General features: G+C 67.9%; 15 protein-coding genes. 12 read left to right on the forward strand and 3 right to left on the reverse strand.

The window, feature by feature from the left end; genetic code table 11:
* Positions 1–213: 213 nt before the first annotated feature.
* On the reverse strand, positions 214–1,251 hold the full coding sequence (locus tag ASC87_RS13465; RefSeq protein WP_082568616.1) for a diguanylate cyclase: 1,038 nt from the start codon (positions 1,249–1,251) through the stop codon (positions 214–216).
* Positions 1,252–1,626: 375 nt separating this feature from the next.
* Between ASC87_RS13465 and ASC87_RS13470 the strand changes: the two genes are divergently transcribed.
* On the forward strand, positions 1,627–2,841 hold the full coding sequence (locus ASC87_RS13470; protein ID WP_056662407.1) for a nitrate/nitrite transporter: 1,215 nt from the start codon (positions 1,627–1,629) through the stop codon (positions 2,839–2,841).
* A 37-nt stretch (positions 2,842–2,878) separates the two neighbouring features.
* On the opposite strand, the gene ASC87_RS13475 is transcribed toward ASC87_RS13470, so the two are convergent.
* The gene (locus ASC87_RS13475) at positions 2,879–4,588 is read right to left on the reverse strand and encodes a bifunctional protein-serine/threonine kinase/phosphatase (RefSeq protein WP_056662409.1); all 1,710 of its coding nucleotides are present in this window, start codon (positions 4,586–4,588) and stop codon (positions 2,879–2,881) included.
* Between the two features lie 177 nt (positions 4,589–4,765).
* Here ASC87_RS13475 and nirB point away from each other — a divergent pair, with 177 nt between their 5' ends.
* From nirB to ASC87_RS13490, 3 genes are all read left to right on the forward strand, one after another.
* Positions 4,766–7,204, forward strand: a complete 2,439-nt coding sequence (nirB, locus tag ASC87_RS13480) for a nitrite reductase large subunit NirB (protein ID WP_056662413.1) — start codon at positions 4,766–4,768, stop codon at positions 7,202–7,204.
* A gap of 78 nt (positions 7,205–7,282) precedes the next feature.
* Positions 7,283–7,657, forward strand: a complete 375-nt coding sequence (gene nirD, locus ASC87_RS13485) for a nitrite reductase small subunit NirD (RefSeq protein WP_056662417.1) — start codon at positions 7,283–7,285, stop codon at positions 7,655–7,657.
* A 48-nt stretch (positions 7,658–7,705) separates the two neighbouring features.
* Complete coding sequence (locus ASC87_RS13490; RefSeq protein WP_056662419.1) at positions 7,706–10,471, forward strand: nitrate reductase; 2,766 nt, start codon at positions 7,706–7,708, stop codon at positions 10,469–10,471.
* A 427-nt stretch (positions 10,472–10,898) separates the two neighbouring features.
* On the opposite strand, the gene ybiB is transcribed toward ASC87_RS13490, so the two are convergent.
* Complete coding sequence (ybiB, locus tag ASC87_RS13495) at positions 10,899–11,855, reverse strand: DNA-binding protein YbiB (RefSeq protein ID WP_056662421.1); 957 nt, start codon at positions 11,853–11,855, stop codon at positions 10,899–10,901.
* Between the two features lie 129 nt (positions 11,856–11,984).
* On the opposite strand from ybiB, the gene ASC87_RS13500 reads away from it, so the two are divergent.
* From ASC87_RS13500 to ASC87_RS13535, 8 genes are all read left to right on the forward strand, one after another.
* Entirely contained in the window at positions 11,985–13,184 is a 1,200-nt protein-coding gene (locus ASC87_RS13500) for an NAD(P)/FAD-dependent oxidoreductase (protein ID WP_056662425.1), read from the forward strand.
* 98 nt (positions 13,185–13,282) lie between these two features.
* Complete coding sequence (gene argG, locus ASC87_RS13505; RefSeq protein ID WP_056662428.1) at positions 13,283–14,617, forward strand: argininosuccinate synthase; 1,335 nt, start codon at positions 13,283–13,285, stop codon at positions 14,615–14,617.
* A 172-nt stretch (positions 14,618–14,789) separates the two neighbouring features.
* A complete protein-coding gene (gene rpsU / locus ASC87_RS13510; RefSeq protein ID WP_047503026.1) occupies positions 14,790–15,002 on the forward strand; it encodes a 30S ribosomal protein S21 in 213 nt (70 codons plus the stop codon).
* 81 nt (positions 15,003–15,083) lie between these two features.
* A complete protein-coding gene (locus ASC87_RS13515; RefSeq protein WP_056662431.1) occupies positions 15,084–15,533 on the forward strand; it encodes a GatB/YqeY domain-containing protein in 450 nt (149 codons plus the stop codon).
* A 16-nt stretch (positions 15,534–15,549) separates the two neighbouring features.
* Positions 15,550–15,900: a TIGR01244 family sulfur transferase gene (locus ASC87_RS13520; RefSeq protein ID WP_056662434.1), complete on the forward strand. Its 351-nt coding sequence runs from the start codon at positions 15,550–15,552 to the stop codon at positions 15,898–15,900.
* 131 nt (positions 15,901–16,031) lie between these two features.
* Positions 16,032–16,571, forward strand: a complete 540-nt coding sequence (locus ASC87_RS13525) for a TRAP transporter small permease subunit (RefSeq protein WP_056662436.1) — start codon at positions 16,032–16,034, stop codon at positions 16,569–16,571.
* Positions 16,568–18,058 carry a TRAP transporter large permease subunit gene (locus ASC87_RS13530; protein WP_056662440.1) on the forward strand — a complete coding sequence of 497 codons (1,491 nt, stop codon included), beginning with the start codon at positions 16,568–16,570 and terminating at the stop codon, positions 18,056–18,058. The genes ASC87_RS13525 and ASC87_RS13530 overlap by 4 nt, the downstream gene beginning before the upstream one ends.
* Positions 18,055–18,501, forward strand: coding sequence for a hypothetical protein (locus tag ASC87_RS13535; protein ID WP_056662443.1), 447 nt, complete (start codon positions 18,055–18,057; stop codon positions 18,499–18,501). The genes ASC87_RS13530 and ASC87_RS13535 overlap by 4 nt, the downstream gene beginning before the upstream one ends.
* Positions 18,502–18,513 lie beyond the last annotated feature (12 nt).

Raw genomic sequence — 18,513 nt, forward strand, 5'->3', positions numbered from 1 at the left:
TTGAGTTGGCGCTCTGGGATTTATCCCAAACAGCGAGTGCTCGCAACAACTTACGTGACCTCGGTCCAATTTATTCCGGACAGTAGTGGGCGAAAGCCGGGACCCACTGAAGGCAGGCGCGCCACGGCCCCGGTGGGCCCCGACTTTCGTCGGGGTGACCCGAGATTTTCCCCGGACAGCAGTGGGCGTTCGCCGGGGTGACCTGCGCAGCTGTCAGCCCTTCGGCTCGAACCGAATGCTCGCCAGCGTCACGTGGTTGCCCCCGCGGCGCTGGGCTTCCAGCAGCGCGGCGTCGGCCGCCGACAGCAGTTCGTCCTGGCTGTGGGCGGTGTGCGGGAAACTTGCCACACCCATCGACACCGTGAACCCGAGATCGTGCCCGTTGAGCATGACGATCTGGGTGGCGCACTGGCGGCGCAGGCCTTCCATGCGCGAATGGGCCGTGGCCAGGCCCACGCCGGAGAGCAGCACCGCGAAGCGGTCTTCGCTCAGCCGGCAGGACGCATCCATGGCGCGGGTGTTGCTGCGGAGCAGCCGGCCCAGGGCCTCGAGCACACGCAAGCGGGCCTCGGAACCCAGCGCGAGTGCCTCCTCGCTGAGTGGGTCGAGTGCCACCGACACCATCGCGAACTCGCGGTGTTCGCGGGAAGACAGGTCCACCTCGCGGCGCAACTGGTCGTCGAAGTGACCACGCTGGTAGAGCCCCGTGGCGCGGTCGCGCAGCGACTGGTCCTGGGCCTCGCGGCGCTGGGCCTCGGCCGCCTGCTGCTGGGCCTCGAGCTGGGACAGCGCGAGTTGCAACTGGCTCTCTTGCTGCCGCTGCGACGTCAGGTCGAGCCACAACACCGCGAGGAACCGGGGCGTGCCGCCATCGCGGGCAGCCAGCGGCAAGCGGGTGACGCTGTACTCGCGCTTGACATCGCCGTCGTCGATGCGGTGCTCGCTCACCTGGGGCACGGTCTGCACCATGGCGGACTGGTCGGCGGTACGGAGCGCCGTCACGAGGTCGGGCGGTACCCAGTCGTCGTCGGTGAGGCCCACCAGCGGGCGGCCGGCCAGCGCGTCCATGCGGGCGTTGACATTCACATAGCGGCCGGAGGCCGCTTCCTTGATCGCGAACAGCGCATCGGCGCGCTCGATGAGCGTCAGCAGCACCACCCCCCAGGCTTCGGGTGCCAGGCCGAGGGCAAGCGCCAGCCCACCGGCGTGTTCGGCACGCGCAGACAGGGCCAGCTGATTGGAATCCGTCATTCGTTCTTTCGTCGATGCCCGCAGACCTGTCGGGACACGGGCCCAGGCCCGGTTGCCGCATTTGTCGGATGAATTGTCAGGGTGGCCATTAATGCACCGCCCGACCGATCTGGGAACCCCTACCTTTGATCATAGCGGCGAGGGGCGGGCGGCGGTCCGCCTCCTCCCCAAACCATGGGGGTGAAAAAGTCTCAACTCGTAGCATCGGTTGATGATGGGCCCAGGGTGCCCGCCCCAAAACCGGACAGCGTTGGCAACCCCGCCCCTTCTTGGAACCTCGGATGCCCCGAAGGCTGGCATGGCTTTCGCATCGGACATGGGACAACAACGATCGACGCCCGAGTTTGGGGCGCGAGACATCACCTGAGGATCACCGTGTCTGGTTTCAAAGCCTTCCTGAAGACGGGGCACAGCCCCACCCTGTTCGCTTCGTTCCTTTACTTCAGCTTCTCGTGCTGCATCTGGGTTCTGAACGGCGCCATGGCACCGTTCATCAGCGAGACCTACCAGCTGACACCGGGCCAGAAGGGCCTGATGCTCTCCATCCCGATCATCGCGGGCGCCCTGATGCGCTTCCCGCTCGGGGTGCTGGCCCAGTACATCGGCCGCAAGAACGCCACCCTCGTCGAGATGGGCCTGATCGCCGTCGCGATGCTGTTCGGCTTCTTCTACGTCAGCTCGTTCAACGACCTGCTGGCCATGGGCGTGCTGCTCGGCATCGCCGGGGCCAGCTTCGGCGTCGCGCTGTCACTGGGTTCAGGCTCGTTCCCGCCGCGCCACAAGGGCCTCGCGATGGGCCTGGTGGGTGCCGGCAACATCGGCACGGCGGTGTCCGTGCTGGTGGCCCCCCCTCTGGCACAGGCCTTCGGCTGGCAGGCGGTCTACGGCTTCGCCGCTGGCGCCATCGCGATCCCGATGGTTGTCATGATCATCTTCGCCCAGGAACCGCCCGACGTCGACACCCACGCCAGCTTCCGCGAACACATCGCGTGCCTGTTCGAAAAAGATGGCTGGGCGTTCAGCGTGATCTACGGCATCACCTTCGGCGGGTTCATCGGCCTCACCACCTTCTTGCCCACCTACTACTTCGACCAGTTCGGCGTCAGCAAGGTGGAAGCCGGTCAGTTGACGATGCTGGCCGCCTTCATGGGCGCCACCGTGCGCGTGTTCGGTGGCTGGATCTCCGACCGCCTGGGCGGCATCAACACGCTGACCGCCGTGCTGGTGACGGTGTGCGTGACCCTCGTGGCCTGCGGCTTCGCGGGCCATTCGCTCGCCCTCTCGACGCTGTTGTTCATGGTGTGTTTCGCCGCCCTCGGCGCGGGCAACGGCGCGCTGTTCCAGCTGGTGCCGCTGCGCTGGCCGCTGAGCACGGCCGTGGCGGGCTCGATGATCGGCGAGATCGGCGCGCTCGGCGGCGGCCTGGTGCCCAACGCCATGGGCCAGTCGAAGCAGCAGACCGGCACCTACCTGTGGGGCTTCCTGTTGTTCGCCGCACTCGCCTTCATCGTGCTGATCATGATGCGCCGCATGCAGCTGCGCTGGACGCGCACCTGGGCCGAAAAGGGCGGCCGCGCCCGCGCGCACTGACCCGCGCCCGGGGCGGCACCCGCCGCCCCGGCGGTGTTCAGTTCTTCGGCAGGAAGAGCAGCCAGTACATCAGCATCAGGTTGAAGAGCACCGACACGGCGAACGCCACCTGCCACAGCACCACCGGGTCACGCACTGCAATGGGGGTGCCGCCCTGCGCCAAAAGAGGGCGCGACGCCCCGCGTTCGAGCGCCAGCCCGAACTCCTCCGCCGTCTCGAAGCGCTGGCGCTTGTCCAGCGAGATCGCCTTCAGCACCACGTGATCGAGCCAGATGGGCACGTCCGGACGCAGCCGCGACGGTGGCTTCGGGTCGCGCCGGTAGCGCAGCTTCTGGTACGGCTCGATGTCACCGAACGGCAGGTTGCCTGTCAGCAACTGGTACAGCGAGACACCGAGCGCGAAGAGGTCGGTCTGCGGGTCGACGGGCTCGTCGTCCCACAGCTCCGGGTTCATGTAGCTCGGCGTGCCGCCGTGCAGGCTGCGGTGTTCCGCGGGCTCGTTGCCCGACACCGCCACCCCCAGGTCGAGCAGGCGCAGTTCGCCGTCGTCGCCCAGGTGCAGGTTGGCCGGCTTGATGTCGCGGTGGATCACGCCCAGCCGGTGCAGCCGGCCGATGGACCGGGCCGCACTCTGCGCCCACGACACCACCTCGGCCACGCCAAACCCGCCAGGGCCCCGCTTCGCCGCCAGTTGGTCGAGCGTCTGGCCCGTGTGCCAGTCGAACAGCAGGTAGAACGCCGTGGCATCCACCACGTCGTGCAGGCGCACGAACCCCGCCCCGGTGCCGGCCCGCTCGCCCACCCGCGCGCCGAGCCAGGCCTCGTGGGCCAGCATGGCCCGCTCCTGCGGGTCGCTCGCACGCGACGGGTGCAGCGTCTTCAGGGCCCGCAGCCCGCCGTCGGCCTTCGAGCGCACCTGATAGAGCAGGTGCACGTCGGTGTCGGCAATCAATGAGGTGACGGTCAGGCCGTCGAGCGTGTCCCCCACCTTCAGCCGGGGCGGCACCGGCAGCAGCCGGCTTTGCACCAGGGCATCTTCCAGCCGGGACCGCGCCAGCCCGCGCACCCGCAGCACGAGTGCGGTGACGTTGTCGCTCGCCCCACCCGCGAGGGCCGCGGCCACGATCGCCTCGCTGCCCTCGGCCGCCGTGCCGGTGGCCACGAGGGCCCGCAACCGCGCCGGGGGCAGCCGGCCGTGGGCACCGTCGGACAAGAGCACGAAGGTGTCGCCCAGCTGCAGTTCACCCTGGAGGTAGTCGACCCGCACCGCGTCGTCCTGCCCCATCGCACGGGTCAGCTGGCTGCGCAGGTCGGGGTGGTCGATGACGTGGTCCTGGGTGAGCTGCTGGCAGTCGTCACCGCGCACCAGATAGGCCCGTGTGTCACCCACGTGAGCCACCGTCCAGGTGTGCCCCCGCAGCGCCAGCGCCGTGAGCGTGCTCATGGCCGCACCGACGTGGCGCCGGTTGTGCGCCGCGAGCCACGCGTTCTGGGCCGCGATGATGCGGTCGAGCACCACGGTGGTGTCCCACGTGGGCGGTGCCCCGAAATAGTCCTGCACCAGCGTCATCACGCTGGTCTGGGCGGCCATGCGCCCCTCGCCGCCGGCCGACACCCCGTCGGCGATGGCGGCAATGAACCCGAGCGCCTCCTCGTGGGGCGCCGGCGGCACGGCGGCGCAGAAATCCTCGTTGCGGTCACGCGGGCCCGGATCGCTGCGGTAGCCGATGTCGATGTCGAAGCTCATGGGTGGGTGTCAAAGGCACTGTTTCGGTGCCGAGCGGGAAAGTGAACAGGGGCAAGCAAGATGTCTGCCCGTAAACAGTGCGCCAGGCACCAGATTGCGCCCCAAGCGTGCGCCACGAACTGGCATCGTGTTTGCTTCTGAGAGGTGACTGAGGACACCCGTCAGAGGAAGATCGGCATGAAAAAGATGAAGTTGGTGATGGTGGGCAACGGCATGGCCGGCGTTCGCACGCTGGAAGAACTGCTGAAGATCGCCCCCGATCTGTACGACATCACGGTGTTCGGCGCCGAACCTCACCCCAATTACAACCGCATCCTGCTGTCCCCGGTGCTCGCCGGCGAACAGACCCTCGACGAGATCGTGCTGAACCCCCTCAGCTGGTACGAAGAGAACCACATCACGCTGCACCTCGGCAAGAAGGTGGTCGACATCGACCGCCGCAAGCGCATCGTGCGCGCCGACGACGGCACCGAAGCCTCCTACGACCGCCTGCTGATCACCACCGGCTCCAACCCCTTCATCCTGCCCGTTCCCGGCAAGGACCTCGACGGTGTCATCGCCTACCGCGACATCGCCGACACCAACACGATGATCGAGGCCGCCACGAAGTACAAGCACGCCGTGGTCATCGGCGGCGGCCTGCTGGGCCTCGAGGCCGCCAACGGCCTGATGCTGCGTGGCATGCAGGTCACGGTGGTGCACGTGGCCCCCTGGCTGATGGAGCGCCAGCTCGACGAAACCTCCGGCGGCCTGCTGCGCAAGTCGCTCGAATCGCGCGGCCTCAAGTTCCTGATGGGCGCCAACACGCAGGCCCTGATCGGCGACCCCACCGGCCGCGTGATGGCCGTGCAGTTCAAGGACGGCACCGAGGTGCCGGCCGACCTGGTGGTGATGGCCGCCGGCATCCGCCCCAACACCGAACTCGCCGAGAAGATCGGGCTGCACTGCAACCGCGGCATCGTGGTCACCGACACGATGCAGACCATCACCGACCCGCGCATCTACTCGGTGGGCGAATGCGCGGCCCACCGCGGCATCGCCTACGGCCTCGTGGCCCCGCTGTTCGAACAGGGCAAGGTGTGCGCCACGCACCTCGCCGAGTTCGGCATCGGCCGCTACCTCGGCTCGCAGACGTCCACCAAGCTGAAGGTCACTGGCATCGACCTGTTCTCCGCCGGCAACTTCATGGGGGGCGAAGGCTGCGAAGAGATCCTGATGAGCGACCCGTACGGCGGCGTCTACAAGAAGCTCGTCATCAAGGATGACCAGCTCGTTGGCGCGTGCATGTACGGCGACACCGTGGACGGCAGCTGGTACTTCAAGCTGCTTCGGGAAGGCCGCAAGGTCAGCGACATCCGCGACAAGCTGATGTTCGGCGAATCCAACATCGGCGACACCGGCCACCAGGGCCAGAGCAAGGCCACCGCCATGGCCGACACCGACGAGGTGTGCGGCTGCAACGGTGTCACGAAGGGGGCCGTCTGCAAGGCCATCCAGGAGAAGGGCCTGTTCACGCTGGAGGACGTTCGCAAGCACACGAAGGCCAGCGCCTCGTGCGGCTCCTGCACGGGCCTCGTCGAGCAGCTGCTGATGTTCACCGCCGGCGGTGACTACTCGGCCACGCCGAAGAAGAAGGCCATGTGCGGCTGCACCGACCACAGCCACGAGGAAGTGCGCCAGGCCATCCGCGACCAGAAGCTGCTCACCATCGACGACGTGTACCAGTCCATGGCCTGGCGCACCCCGAACGGCTGCTCGAGCTGCCGCCCGGCCGTCAACTACTACCTGATCAGCACCTGGCCCAAGGAGGCCAAGGACGACCCGCAATCGCGCTACATCAACGAACGCAGCCACGCCAACATCCAGAAGGACGGCACGTACTCCGTCATCCCGCGCATGTGGGGCGGGGTCACCACGGCCGACGAACTGCGCCGCATCGCCGACGCCGCCGACAAGTACAAGGTGCCCACCATCAAGGTCACCGGCGGCCAGCGCATCGACCTGCTGGGCGTGAAGAAGGAAGACCTGGTCGACATCTGGCACGACATCGGCATGCCCAGCGGCCACGCCTACGCCAAGGCGCTGCGCACGGTGAAGACCTGCGTGGGGTCCGAATGGTGCCGCTTCGGCACCCAGGACAGCACCCAGCTCGGCATGGACCTGGAACGCGCGATGTGGAAGATGTACGCGCCGCACAAGGTCAAGTTCGCGGTGAGCGGCTGCCCGCGCAACTGCGCCGAGTCCGGCATCAAGGACGTCGGCATCATCGGTGTCGATTCCGGCTGGGAAATGTATGTGGCCGGCAACGGCGGCATCAAGACCGAAGTGGCCCACTTCCTCGTCAAGCTCAAGACGGCCGAAGAGGTCATGGAATACACCGGGGCGTTCTGCCAGCTCTACCGCGAGGAAGGCTGGTACCTCGAGCGCACCGTGCACTACGTGAACCGCGTGGGCCTCGACCACGTGAAGAAGAAGATCCTCGACGACGCCGAGGGGCGCAAGGCGCTGTGGGAACGCCTGCAGTTCTCGCTCGACGGCGAACCCGATCCCTGGTTCGAGTTCGACAAGGCGGCCGTGGACACGCGGCAGTTCGCGCCCGTGGCCGCCATCTCCTGACCCGCCCGGCGTCCGTCCGTTTACGATCCGCCGGCCGGCCCGCACCGCGGGCTGCCGGTTCAACACGTTGGAAGCACCATGAGTGACTGGAAGACCATCTGCAAGGTCGACGACATCCCCGTGCTGGGGTCGCGCCGCGTGGCGCGCCAGGGCCACACCGACGTCGCCGTGTTCCGCAACGCCGAGAACAAGGTGTTCGCCCTCCTCGACCGCTGTCCGCACAAGGGCGGTCCGCTGAGCCAGGGCATCGTGTTCGGCGAGTCCGTCGCCTGCCCGCTGCACAACTGGACCATCGGCCTCGCCGACGGCTGCGCCCGGGCCCCCGACGTGGGCTGCACGCAGGCGTTCACCGTCCACCTCGACGGCGACCAGGTGCAGCTTTCGCTGAACGAACTGCGCACCCTCGGCCTGGGTGCCCACCTCGACGCCCCCGCCAATGCGGGGGCCGCTTGACCTTTTCCGGACTTCCCGTTCCCATGCTCCCTTTCACTGAGGCCCTCGATGGCTGAGACCCGTTCCACCTGCCCGTACTGCGGCGTCGGTTGCGGCGTGATCATCGAGTCACAAGGCGCACAGATCACCGGTGTGCGCGGCGATCCGGACCACCCCGCCAACTTCGGGCGCCTGTGCACGAAGGGCAGCACGCTGCACCAGACGGCGGCCGCCCCCATCACACTGCAGGCCCGCCTGCTGCAGCCGTCGCACCGCGCGAACCGCGACGCGGCCCCCCGCGCCGTGTCGTGGGACACCGCGCTCGAACTGGCCTCGGGCCAATTCGCCCGGGTCGTCCGAGACCACGGCCCCGACGCCGTGGGCTTCTACGTGTCCGGCCAACTGCTGACGGAGGACTACTACGTCTTCAACAAGCTCGCGAAGGGCTTGATTGGCACCAACAACATCGACACCAACTCGCGCCTGTGCATGAGCAGCGCGGTAGCGGGCTACAAGGCCACGCTCGGCGCCGATGCCCCGCCCGCCTGCTACGACGACCTGAAGGACACCACCACGCTGTTCATCACGGGGTCGAACACCGCCTGGGCGCACCCCATCCTGTACCGCCGCATCGAAGATGCGCGCGCGGCCAACCCGGCCATGAAGGTCATCGTGGCCGACCCGCGGCGCACCGACACGGCCGGCGCCGCCGACCTGCACCTGCCCATCCTGCCCGGCACCGACGTGGCCCTGTACCACGGCATGCTGCACGTGATGCTGTGGGAAGGCCTGGCCGACATGGCCTACATCGCCGCCCACACCCACGGCTTCGAAGCGCTGCGCAACCGCGTGCGCGACTACGCGCCGAAGGACGCCGCCAAGCTGTGCGGCATCCGCGAGGAAGACCTGATCCAGGCCGCACGCTGGTTCGGCGCCGCGGGCGGCCGCACGCTGTCGATGTACTGCCAGGGCCTGAACCAGAGCAGCAGCGGCACCGCGAAGAATGCCGCGCTGATCAACCTGCACCTGGCCACCGGCCAGATCGGCAAACCCGGGGCCGGCCCGTTCTCGCTCACCGGCCAGCCCAATGCGATGGGCGGCCGCGAGGTGGGCGGCATGGCCAACCTGCTGAGCGCCCACCGCGACCTCGCCAACCCGGCGCACCGCGAAGAAGTGGCGCGCCTGTGGGGTGTGGACAGCGTGCCGGCCACCCCGGGCAAGACGGCCGTGGACATGTTCCAGGCCGCGGCCGACGGCCAGATCAAGGCCCTGTGGATCAGCTGCACGAACCCGGCGCAATCCATGCCTGACCAGACCGTCGTGCGCCGCGCGCTGGAACGGGCCGAGTTCGTCGTGGTGCAGGAAGCCTTCGGCACCACCACCACGTGCGACTACGCCGACCTGCTGCTGCCGGCCACCACCTGGGGCGAAAAGGACGGCACGGTCACCAACAGCGAACGGCGCATTTCGCGCGTGCGCCCCGCCATCTCGGCCCCAGGCGCCACGCGCCACGACTGGGCCACGGTGTGCGACTTCGCGCGCCGGCTCGAGGCACGCCTGCGTCCTGGCAAACCCACGCTGTTCCCGTACGACACGCCCGAGCAGATCTGGAACGAACACCGCGAGACCACCCGCGGCCGCGACCTCGACATCACCGGGCTCAGCTACGCCCTGATCGAGGCACGCCCCGAGCAGTGGCCCTTCCCGGAAGGCGCCACCACCGGCCGCGCCCGGCTGTACGAGGACGGGGTGTTCCCCACCGCCGACGGTCGAGCGAAGTTCCACGATGCCCCCTACGACAAGGTGGCCGAACCGCGCGATGCCCGCTACCCCTTCTCGCTCAACACCGGCCGCCTGCGCGACCAGTGGCACGGCATGAGCCGCACCGGCACGCTCGGCCGCCTCTTCGGGCACGTGCCGGAACCGTCCATCGAGATGAACGTGCAGGACATGACCCGCCTGCGCCTCGTCAATGGCGACCTGGTGCACGTCACCTCCCGCCGCGGCTCGCTCGTGGCCCCGGTCGTGGCCAGCGAACAGGTGGCCGTGACGCAGGCCTTCATGGCCATGCACTGGGGCGAGGAAGCGCTGTCCGGCAGCACCTCGAACGGCTCCGCGGTGCACGGCGTGAACACGCTGACCACCCCGGCGTACTGCCCTACGTCCAAGCAGCCCGAGCTGAAACACGCGGCGGTCAAGGTGCTGAAGGCCGAACTGCCCTGGCGCCTGCTCGGCATGGCCTGGCTGCCCGAGGACAAGGCCTTGCTGGCGCGCGAACACCTCAAGCCGCTGATGGGCGCGTTTTCGTTCGCGAGCTGCGTGCCCTTCGGGCGCGAGCGCACCGGCGTGCTGTTCCGCGCGGCCGCGTACGAGGCCCCGCCCGACGAACTGCTGCAGAAGATCGAGGGCATCCTCGGCCTGGGCGGCAAGGACGTGCTGCACTACGTCGACAAGCGGCGCGGCCAGCGCCGCACGATGCGCCTCGCCGAGGTCAACGACCAGACGCAGCTCGAAGGGTTCGTGCTGGGCGGAGACATCAGCGCCGAGGTGTGGGTCAAGCCGCTGCTGCAGGAGCAGCTGCCGGCGCAGGCCTACGGCCGCATGCTGCTCATCCCGGGTGCAAAAGCGCCCGTCGCGGTGCAGTCCCGCGGCCGCCAGGTGTGCACGTGTTTCAACGTCACCGAGCCCGACATCATGGCCACGCTGCAGACCTGCAACGGCACCGCCGACCAGCAGTTCGCGCAATTGCAGGGGGCGCTGAAGTGCGGCACGAACTGCGGTTCGTGCATTCCCGAGTTGAAGCGCATGGTCCAACATCAACTGACGGCAGCGTGAGATGTCATCCCGGCGAAGGCCCACTACTGTCCGGGGAAAATCAACCTGAATGGCAGCGTTGCCAGCAGGCATCGATGGTGCAGCCGATTCACCGATGGGTCGACTCAATCGCAGCGTTGTCATCCCGGCGATCAGCCGGGACCCACTGGACGCGTGGGCATGAGCGTGTGATGCAGATCGGGTGTTGCCTGTAGCGGGCCCAAACGGTCCACGCTGTCGAGAGAAGCGTTGAGGCGGGGGTATCAGGCCAGATGTGACCGGAACGTCGCCGCGCCCGGACGCAGTGGGTCCCGGCGTTCGCCGGGATGACCCGAGATTTTCCCCGGACAGCAATGGGCGAAGGCCGGGATCCCCACCGTCTCGCTGGACGACGACTTTCCCGTCCGCCGCTTGAGATCCCGGCCTGCGCCGGGATGACGGCGCAATTTCAGGCCGTCTTGCCCTGTTTCGGGTGATCGCGCTTCATCGCCGCCAAGGCCTGCATGAGACACGCCACCTGCTGCACCAACGGCGCAGGCGCCGGCTTCTCCCCACTGATCACCGACTGGATGTACAGCGCTGTGGTGGGTGCGTCGCAAGTGCGCGGCAGCACCGGCAGCTCGCGCAACACCCCGTCGTGGGCCGTCACGGACAGGTCGGCGCGGGGCTCGCCGCCGATGAACACGTCGAGCTTCGGCAGGCGGCGCGGGTCGGCGACGGGTTCGCCCTCGGTGCCGCGCATCAGCACCGCGTTGGCACCGATGTGCTGCAGGAACGCCGTGTGCATCTGCGCGTACTCGGGGTGCGTGTAGTTGACGATGCGCACGGCCGAGTGCGCCGGGAACGGGTCGAGCAGCTTGGCCACCGTGTGGGCGGAGTTGCGCAGACCGATCGTCCACCGGGCATCGAGCAGCCGCGTGAGCGGCGGGCACAGGCGGTCGGTGCGCATGTAGACGGGTTCGCGGCGCTGCCACGCCTGCGTGGCCTCTTCGGCAGTGGTGGCCTCGGTCAACCCGAGGTCGTGGAAGATGGTGGCGGTGGTGACCCGCGTGGGGTCCTCGGGCATGCCGTGCACGAGCACCGGAACACCCTCCTGCGCCAGCATCAGCGCGAGCAGCGGGGTCAGGTTGGGCAGCTTGCGGGCGCCGTTGTATGACGGCAAGACCACGGCCGCACCGGGGGCGTTCAGCCGCACGCAGCGCTCGGTGACCGCCTGCAGGAACCCGGCGAGCTCCTCGGTGGACTCGCCCTTGATGCGCATCGCGATCGCGAACGCACCCAGTTCGAGGTCGGTCACCTGGCCGTCGAGCACCTGGCTCATCAGGTCGTGCGCCTGGGCGTGTTGCAGGGGTCGTGCGCCTTCCTTGCCCCGGCCGATTTCCTTGATGTATGCGCTGATGCTCATGTCTGAAGTTCCTGGTCCCATTCAGCAAGAGCCGGGCCAGTGAACGCCCGCGTTCGCTGAAACCGTTGATTCTAGGGGGACGGCTTCCCGCGGATAATCACAGGCTTTGCCCCCGCAGGATTCCATTCGATGTTGCCCTACGACGCCGTCGTCATCGGCGCCGGCGCCGCCGGCCTGTTCTGTGCCGGCATCGCCGGCCAGCGCGGCGCCCGCGTGCTGCTGATCGACCATGCCCCCAAGGTGGCCGAGAAGATCCGCATCTCCGGCGGCGGCCGCTGCAACTTCACGAACCGCGACGCCGGGCCGGCCAACTTCCTGTCCGACAACCCGCACTTCTGCCGCTCCGCGCTGGCCCGGTACACCCCGCAGGACTTCATCGCCCTGGTGCAGCGCCACCGCATCGCATGGCACGAGAAGCACAAGGGCCAGCTCTTCTGCGACGAGTCCGCCGAGGACCTGATCGCGATGCTGCTGCGCGAGTGCGAGCAGGGGAACGTCACGCACTGGCAACCCTGCGCCGTGCAGGCGGTGCGCCAGGCCGGCACGGGCTTCGAGCTGGACACCGACCGCGGCCTGGTGCGCACCGCCCGCGTGGTGGTGGCCACCGGCGGCCTGCCGGTGCCAAAGATCGGTGCCACCGACTTCGGCCTGCGGCTCGCGCGCCAGTTCGGCCTGCGCACCACCGACACCCGCCCTGCCCTCGTGCCACTCACGTTCGATGCGGCCGCCTGGGCGCCGTTCGTGCCCCTGGCCGGGCTGTCGCTGCCGGTGGGCATCCGCAGCGGCGACGGCGAGTTCCTGGAAGACCTGCTGTTCACCCACCGCGGCCTGAGCGGCCCGGCCGTGTTGCAGGTCTCGAGCTTCTGGCACCCCGGCCAACCCATCGACGTGGACCTCGCCCCGGGCGCCGACCTCGGGGCCACGCTGAAGGCCGCCAAGGGCAGCTCGCGCCGCAAGGTCGCCAACGAGTTGCCCCAGCACCTGCCCGCGCGGCTGGCCGAGGCCTGGCTCACCCGCCACCCCGAGCTGGCCGAACGCCCCATCGCCGACACCCGGGACAAGGACCTGCTGCAGCTCGCCGCGAGCCTGCAGGCCTGGTCCCTCACGCCCAGTGGCACCGAGGGTTACAAGAAGGCCGAAGTGATGGCCGGTGGCGTGGACACCCGCGAACTCAGCTCGCAGACGATGGAAAGCCGCAAGGTGCCGGGCCTGTATTTCATCGGCGAGGTGGTGGACGTGACCGGCTGGCTCGGCGGCTACAACTTCCAGTGGGCCTGGGCCAGCGCCGCGGCCTGCGGCCGGGCGCTGGGCACCGCCCCGGACGCCTGATCGGCGGGATTTTCCCCGCCCCACCCCAAATTTGCCCGACAATGCCGGGTTGGCGCGTGGGCGCCCTCGTTTTCACGGTTTCGGGCTCTATTCACACCATGGCAACCATTCTTCAGCAACTGCCGTCCGGCCAGAAGGTCGGCATCGCGTTCTCCGGCGGTCTCGACACCAGCGCCGCGCTCCACTGGATGCGCAACAAGGGCGCCATTCCGTACGCCTACACGGCCAACCTCGGCCAGCCCGATGAGCCCGACTACGACGACATCCCGCGCCGCGCGATGCAGTACGGCGCCGAGAAGGCCCGCCTGATCGACTGCCGCACGCAGCTCGTGGCCGAAGGCATCGCCGCGCTGCAGGCCGGTGCGTTCCACATCTCCACCGCCGGCGTCACCTACTTCAACACCACGCCCATCGGCCGCGCCGTCACCGGCACCATGCTCGTGGCCGCCATGAAGGAAGACGACGTCAACATCTGGGGCGACGGCAGCACCTACAAGGGCAACGACATCGAGCGGTTCTACCGCTACGGCCTGCTCGCCAACCCGGGCCTCAAGATCTACAAGCCGTGGCTCGACCAGCAGTTCATCGACGAACTGGGCGGCCGCGCCGAGATGTCGGCGTTCATGACCCAGGCCGGCTTCGGCTACAAGATGTCGGCCGAAAAGGCCTACTCCACCGACTCCAACCTGCTCGGCGCCACGCACGAGGCGAAGGACCTGGAGCACCTGAACAGCGGCATGAAGATCGTCCAGCCCATCATGGGCGTGGCGTTCTGGCGCGACGACGTTGAAGTCAAGCGCGAGGAAGTCACCGTGCGCTTCGAGGAAGGCCTGCCGGTCGCGCTGAACGGCCAGACCTTCGCGAGCACGGTCGACCTGCTGCTCGAGGCCAACCGCATCGGCGGCCGCCACGGCCTCGGCATGAGCGACCAGATCGAGAACCGCATCATCGAGGCCAAGAGCCGCGGCATCTACGAGGCCCCGGGCCTCGCGCTGCTCTTCATCGCCTACGAGCGCCTGGTCACCGGCATCCACAACGAAGACACCATCGAGCAGTACCGCGACAACGGCCGCCGCCTCGGCCGCCTGCTGTACCAGGGCCGCTGGTTCGACCCGCAGGCCATCATGCTGCGCGAAACCGCCCAGCGCTGGGTGGCCCGCGCCATCACCGGCGAGGTGACGGTCGAGCTGCGCCGCGGCAACGACTATTCCATCCTGAACACCGTCTCGTCGAACCTGACCTACCAGCCGGAACGCCTGACGATGGAAAAGGGCGAGTCCACGTTCTCGCCGGCCGACCGCATCGGCCAGCTCACCATGCGCAACCTCGACATCACCGACACCCGGGAAAAGCTCGAGATCTACGCCAAGGTGGGCCTGCTCTCCCCGGGCACCGGCACCTCGATGCCCCGCCTGGGCGGCACGGAAAAATGAACGCGCTAGCCGTGAGCGGGCGCTGACCCCTTGCACCCGCCAAAGACGGTGGCTATAATCGCCGTCTTTGCTGGCAAACCCGCGTGTCGATTCGTCCAGGCCCCGAGGCTGGATTCCGGAACCTCCACCTTGAGTAACCGGGCGAACACCGAGCGCACTAACATCTGGATCTATGACTTCGATTCGCGTTAAAGAGAACGAGCCCTTCGACGTGGCCCTGCGCCGCTTCAAGCGCACGATTGAAAAGCTGGGCTTGCTGACCGACCTCCGCGCCCGCGAGTTCTACGAAAAGCCCACCGCCGAGCGCAAGCGCAAGAAGGCTGCCGCCGTGAAGCGCCACTTCAAGCGCATCCGCAGCATGCAGCTGCCGAAGCGCCTGTACTGAGCCCTCCCGCTCAGCACACCAAGCCCGCTCATCGCGGGCTTTGTTGTTTCTGACCCGCCCGTTTTCGACCCAGGAGCCGCCATGAGCACCTTGAAAGACAAGATCACCGACGACATGAAGACCGCCATGCGCGCGAAAGACTCGGCGCGCCTGCTGACCATCCGCGGCCTGCTCGCGGCGCTCAAGCAGAGGGAAGTCGACGAGCGCATCGAACTCGACGACGTGGCCGTCATCGCCATCGTCGACAAGCTCGTCAAGCAGCGCAAGGACTCCATCGCCCAGTTCACCACCGGTGGCCGCCAGGACCTGGTCGACAAGGAAACGGCCGAACTCGCCGTGCTCGAGACCTACCTGCCGCAGCGCATGAGCGCCGATGAGGTGGCTGCCGCCGTGGCCGGCATCGTGGCCGAGCTGGGCGCCAGCGGCCCTGGCGACATGGGCAAGGTGATGGCCGCCGTGAAGGCCCAGCTGGCAGGCAAGGCCGACATGGGCCAGGTGTCCGCCGCCGTGAAGGCCGCGCTGGCCCGCTGACCGCGAGGAGACCGCCATGAGCACCCCGACCGTCCACCGCCTGAGCGACACCGTGTGTGCCGCAGGCCAGCTCGACCCGGCCGCCATGGCCTGGGCCGCCGCCAACGGCTTCAAGAGTGTCATCAACAACCGGCCCGATTTCGAGCACGGCCCCGACCAGCCCACCAACGCGTCCATCGAAGCCGCGGCGCAGGCCGCGGGCCTGCAGTACGTGTTCCTGCCGGTCGCGGGCGGCTACCAGTCGCCGGAAGAGATCGCGCAATTCGCCGAGCTGCTCGAGTCGCTGCCGAAGCCCATCCTCGCTTTCTGCCGCAGCGGCGCGCGCGTGGGCAAGCTGTTCCAGGCCGCGTCCGCGCTCAAGGGCTGAACCGCCCGGCGTGAACCACGCCACGCCCCTCCCCGGGCACGGCGGCCCCTCCGCATAACTACCGTCGCGCACCGACGTGCGCGGCGCGTAGACTCGGCCACCCATTTCCCTCCACCCCGCAGGTGTTTCGCATGAAAGCCTTGCTAGCCCTCGCCCGAGCCATCGACTGGCTTACCCACAAGGTCGGCTGGATCGCTGCGGTCGCGGTCATCGCGTCCTGCTTCATCAGTGCCGGCAACGCGATCATCCGCTTCCTCTTCAGCAACAGCTCGAACGCCTGGCTCGAGATCCAGTGGTACCTGTTCGCCGTGTGCGTGATGCTCGGCGCGGCCCACGTGCTCAAGGTCAACGAGCATGTGCGCGTGGACGTGTTGTACGGGCGGCTGTCCGGCCACGGCAAGGTGTATGTCGACCTGTTCGGCCTCATCTTTTTCCTGATGCCCGTGATGGGCGTGATGCTCTGGCTCTCGTGGCCCTACTTCCACGGCATGTGGGTGTCGGGTGAGGTGTCCGGCAACGCCGGTGGCCTGATCCGCTGGCCCGCGGTGCTGATGCTGCCGGTGGGCTTCGCCCTCGTGCTGCTGCAGGGACTCGCCGAGATCATCAAGCGCGTGGCCTGGCTGCTGCACCTGTACGACATGGACATCCACTACGAGAGACCGCTGCAATGACCATGCAGAACTTCGCCCCGATGATGTTCGGGGGGCTGATCCTGATCATGCTGATCGGTTTCCCGGTGGCGTTTTCGCTGTCCGCGCTCGGGCTGCTGTGCGCCTTCATCGCCATCAACATGGGCTGGTTCCCGCCCGAGTTCATGTCGGCGCTGCCGCTGAACGTGTTCGGTATCCTGTCGAACGACCTGCTGCTCGCCATCCCGTTCTTCACGCTGATGGGCGCCGTGCTCGAGAAATGCGGCCTCGCGGAAGACATGCTCGACTCCATGGGCCAGCTGTTCGGCCCGGTGCGCGGCGGCCTCGGCTACTCGGTCATCATCGTGGGCTTCATCCTCGGCGCCATCACCGGCACGGTGGCAGGCCAGGTGATCGCCATGGCCATGATCTCGCTGCCGGTGATGATGCGCTACGGCTACAACATGCGCTACGCCACCGGCGTGCTGGCGGCCTCGGGCACCATCACGCAGATCGTGCCACCGTCGCTCGTGCTCGTGGTGCTGGCCGACCAGCTGGGCAAGTCGGTGGGCGACATGTACAAGGGCGCCTGGGGCCCGTCGATCCTGCAGGTGCTGATCTTCGCGCTGTACACCTTCTTCCTGAGCCGCATCAAGCCCCACCACGTGCCGGGCGTGCCGAAGGAAGCGCGCACGCTCAACGGCTGGGCGCTGTGGGCCAAGTGCCTTCGCGGCATCATCCCGTCGGCCATCCTGATCTTCGCCGTGCTGGGCAGCATGGGTGGCCTGCCCGGCATCGACACCGCGGTGGCCACGCCCACCGAAGCCGGGGCCATGGGCGCCGTGGGCGCGCTGATCCTCGCGGCCCTGCACCGCCGGCTCGACTGGGCGTTGATGAAGGAGGCCATGGCCGGCACCATGCGCATCACCGCGATGGTGGTGTTCATCCTGATCGGCTCGCGGGTGTTCTCCCTCGTGTTCCAGGGCGTCGACGGAGGCATCTGGATCGAACACATGCTGACGAACCTGCCGGGCGGCCAGACCGGCTTCCTGATCGTCGTCAACATCTTCATCTTCTTCCTCGCGTTTTTCCTCGACTTCTTCGAGATCGCCTTCATCATCCTGCCCATGCTCGGCCCCGTGGCCGACAAGATGGGCATCAACCTGATCTGGTTCGGCGTGCTGCTGTGCGTGAACATGCAGACGAGCTTCATGCACCCGCCGTTCGGCTTCGCGCTGTTCTACCTGCGCGGCATCTCCGACACGCTGTTCAAGAACGGGTCGCTGCCGAAGAAGGTGCTCTCGTCCGACATCTACATGGGCGCGATCCCGTGGGTGATGCTGCAGCTGGTGCTCGTGGTGATCGTGATCTTCGTACCGCAGACCGTCACGATGTTCCTCGACGAGGAGGTCAAGGTCGACCTCGACAAGGTGCAGATCGACGCGCCGGCCGACCAGGACCCGGCACCGTCCAACGAGAACATGGACGAGCTGTTCAAGACCGATCCGCCACCGGAACCCGCGAAGTGAACGACACCCCCGCGCCGCGCGCCGAGGGCGCGGCGTTCCCCTTGGTGGTGCGGTGCCTCGTCACCGCCCTCACCGCGTGGGTGTTCGCCGCGGGCTGGCAGGCCCTCGACGAACCGGTGATCGTCAACGCATCCCTCTCCGCCAAGGGCCTTGTGCTGGCGGGCCTCGCGGTACTGCTGGTCGTGACGTTCTGGGTCTGGCGCAGCCGCACCGAAGTCACGCCGGAGTTCATCCGCCAGACGTGGGTCTGGCCCAAGCGCGTGAAGTGGGCGGACGTGAGCCACGCCAAGATGATCTACGTGCCGTACCTGTCGTGGCTGGTGGCGCCGCGCCTCATCGTGCGCGCGGGCGCCGGCATGGTGACCGTGTTCCACGCCGCCGACCACGACCTGCTGGTGGCGTTCACGCACTACGCGCTGGCGCCGGAGCAGCGGCAGCGCTGATCGGCGCGGGGG

Source organism: Rhizobacter sp. Root1221 (genome assembly GCF_001425785.1).
In the GTDB taxonomy this organism is placed as follows: Bacteria; Pseudomonadota; Gammaproteobacteria; order Burkholderiales; family Burkholderiaceae_C; genus Rhizobacter.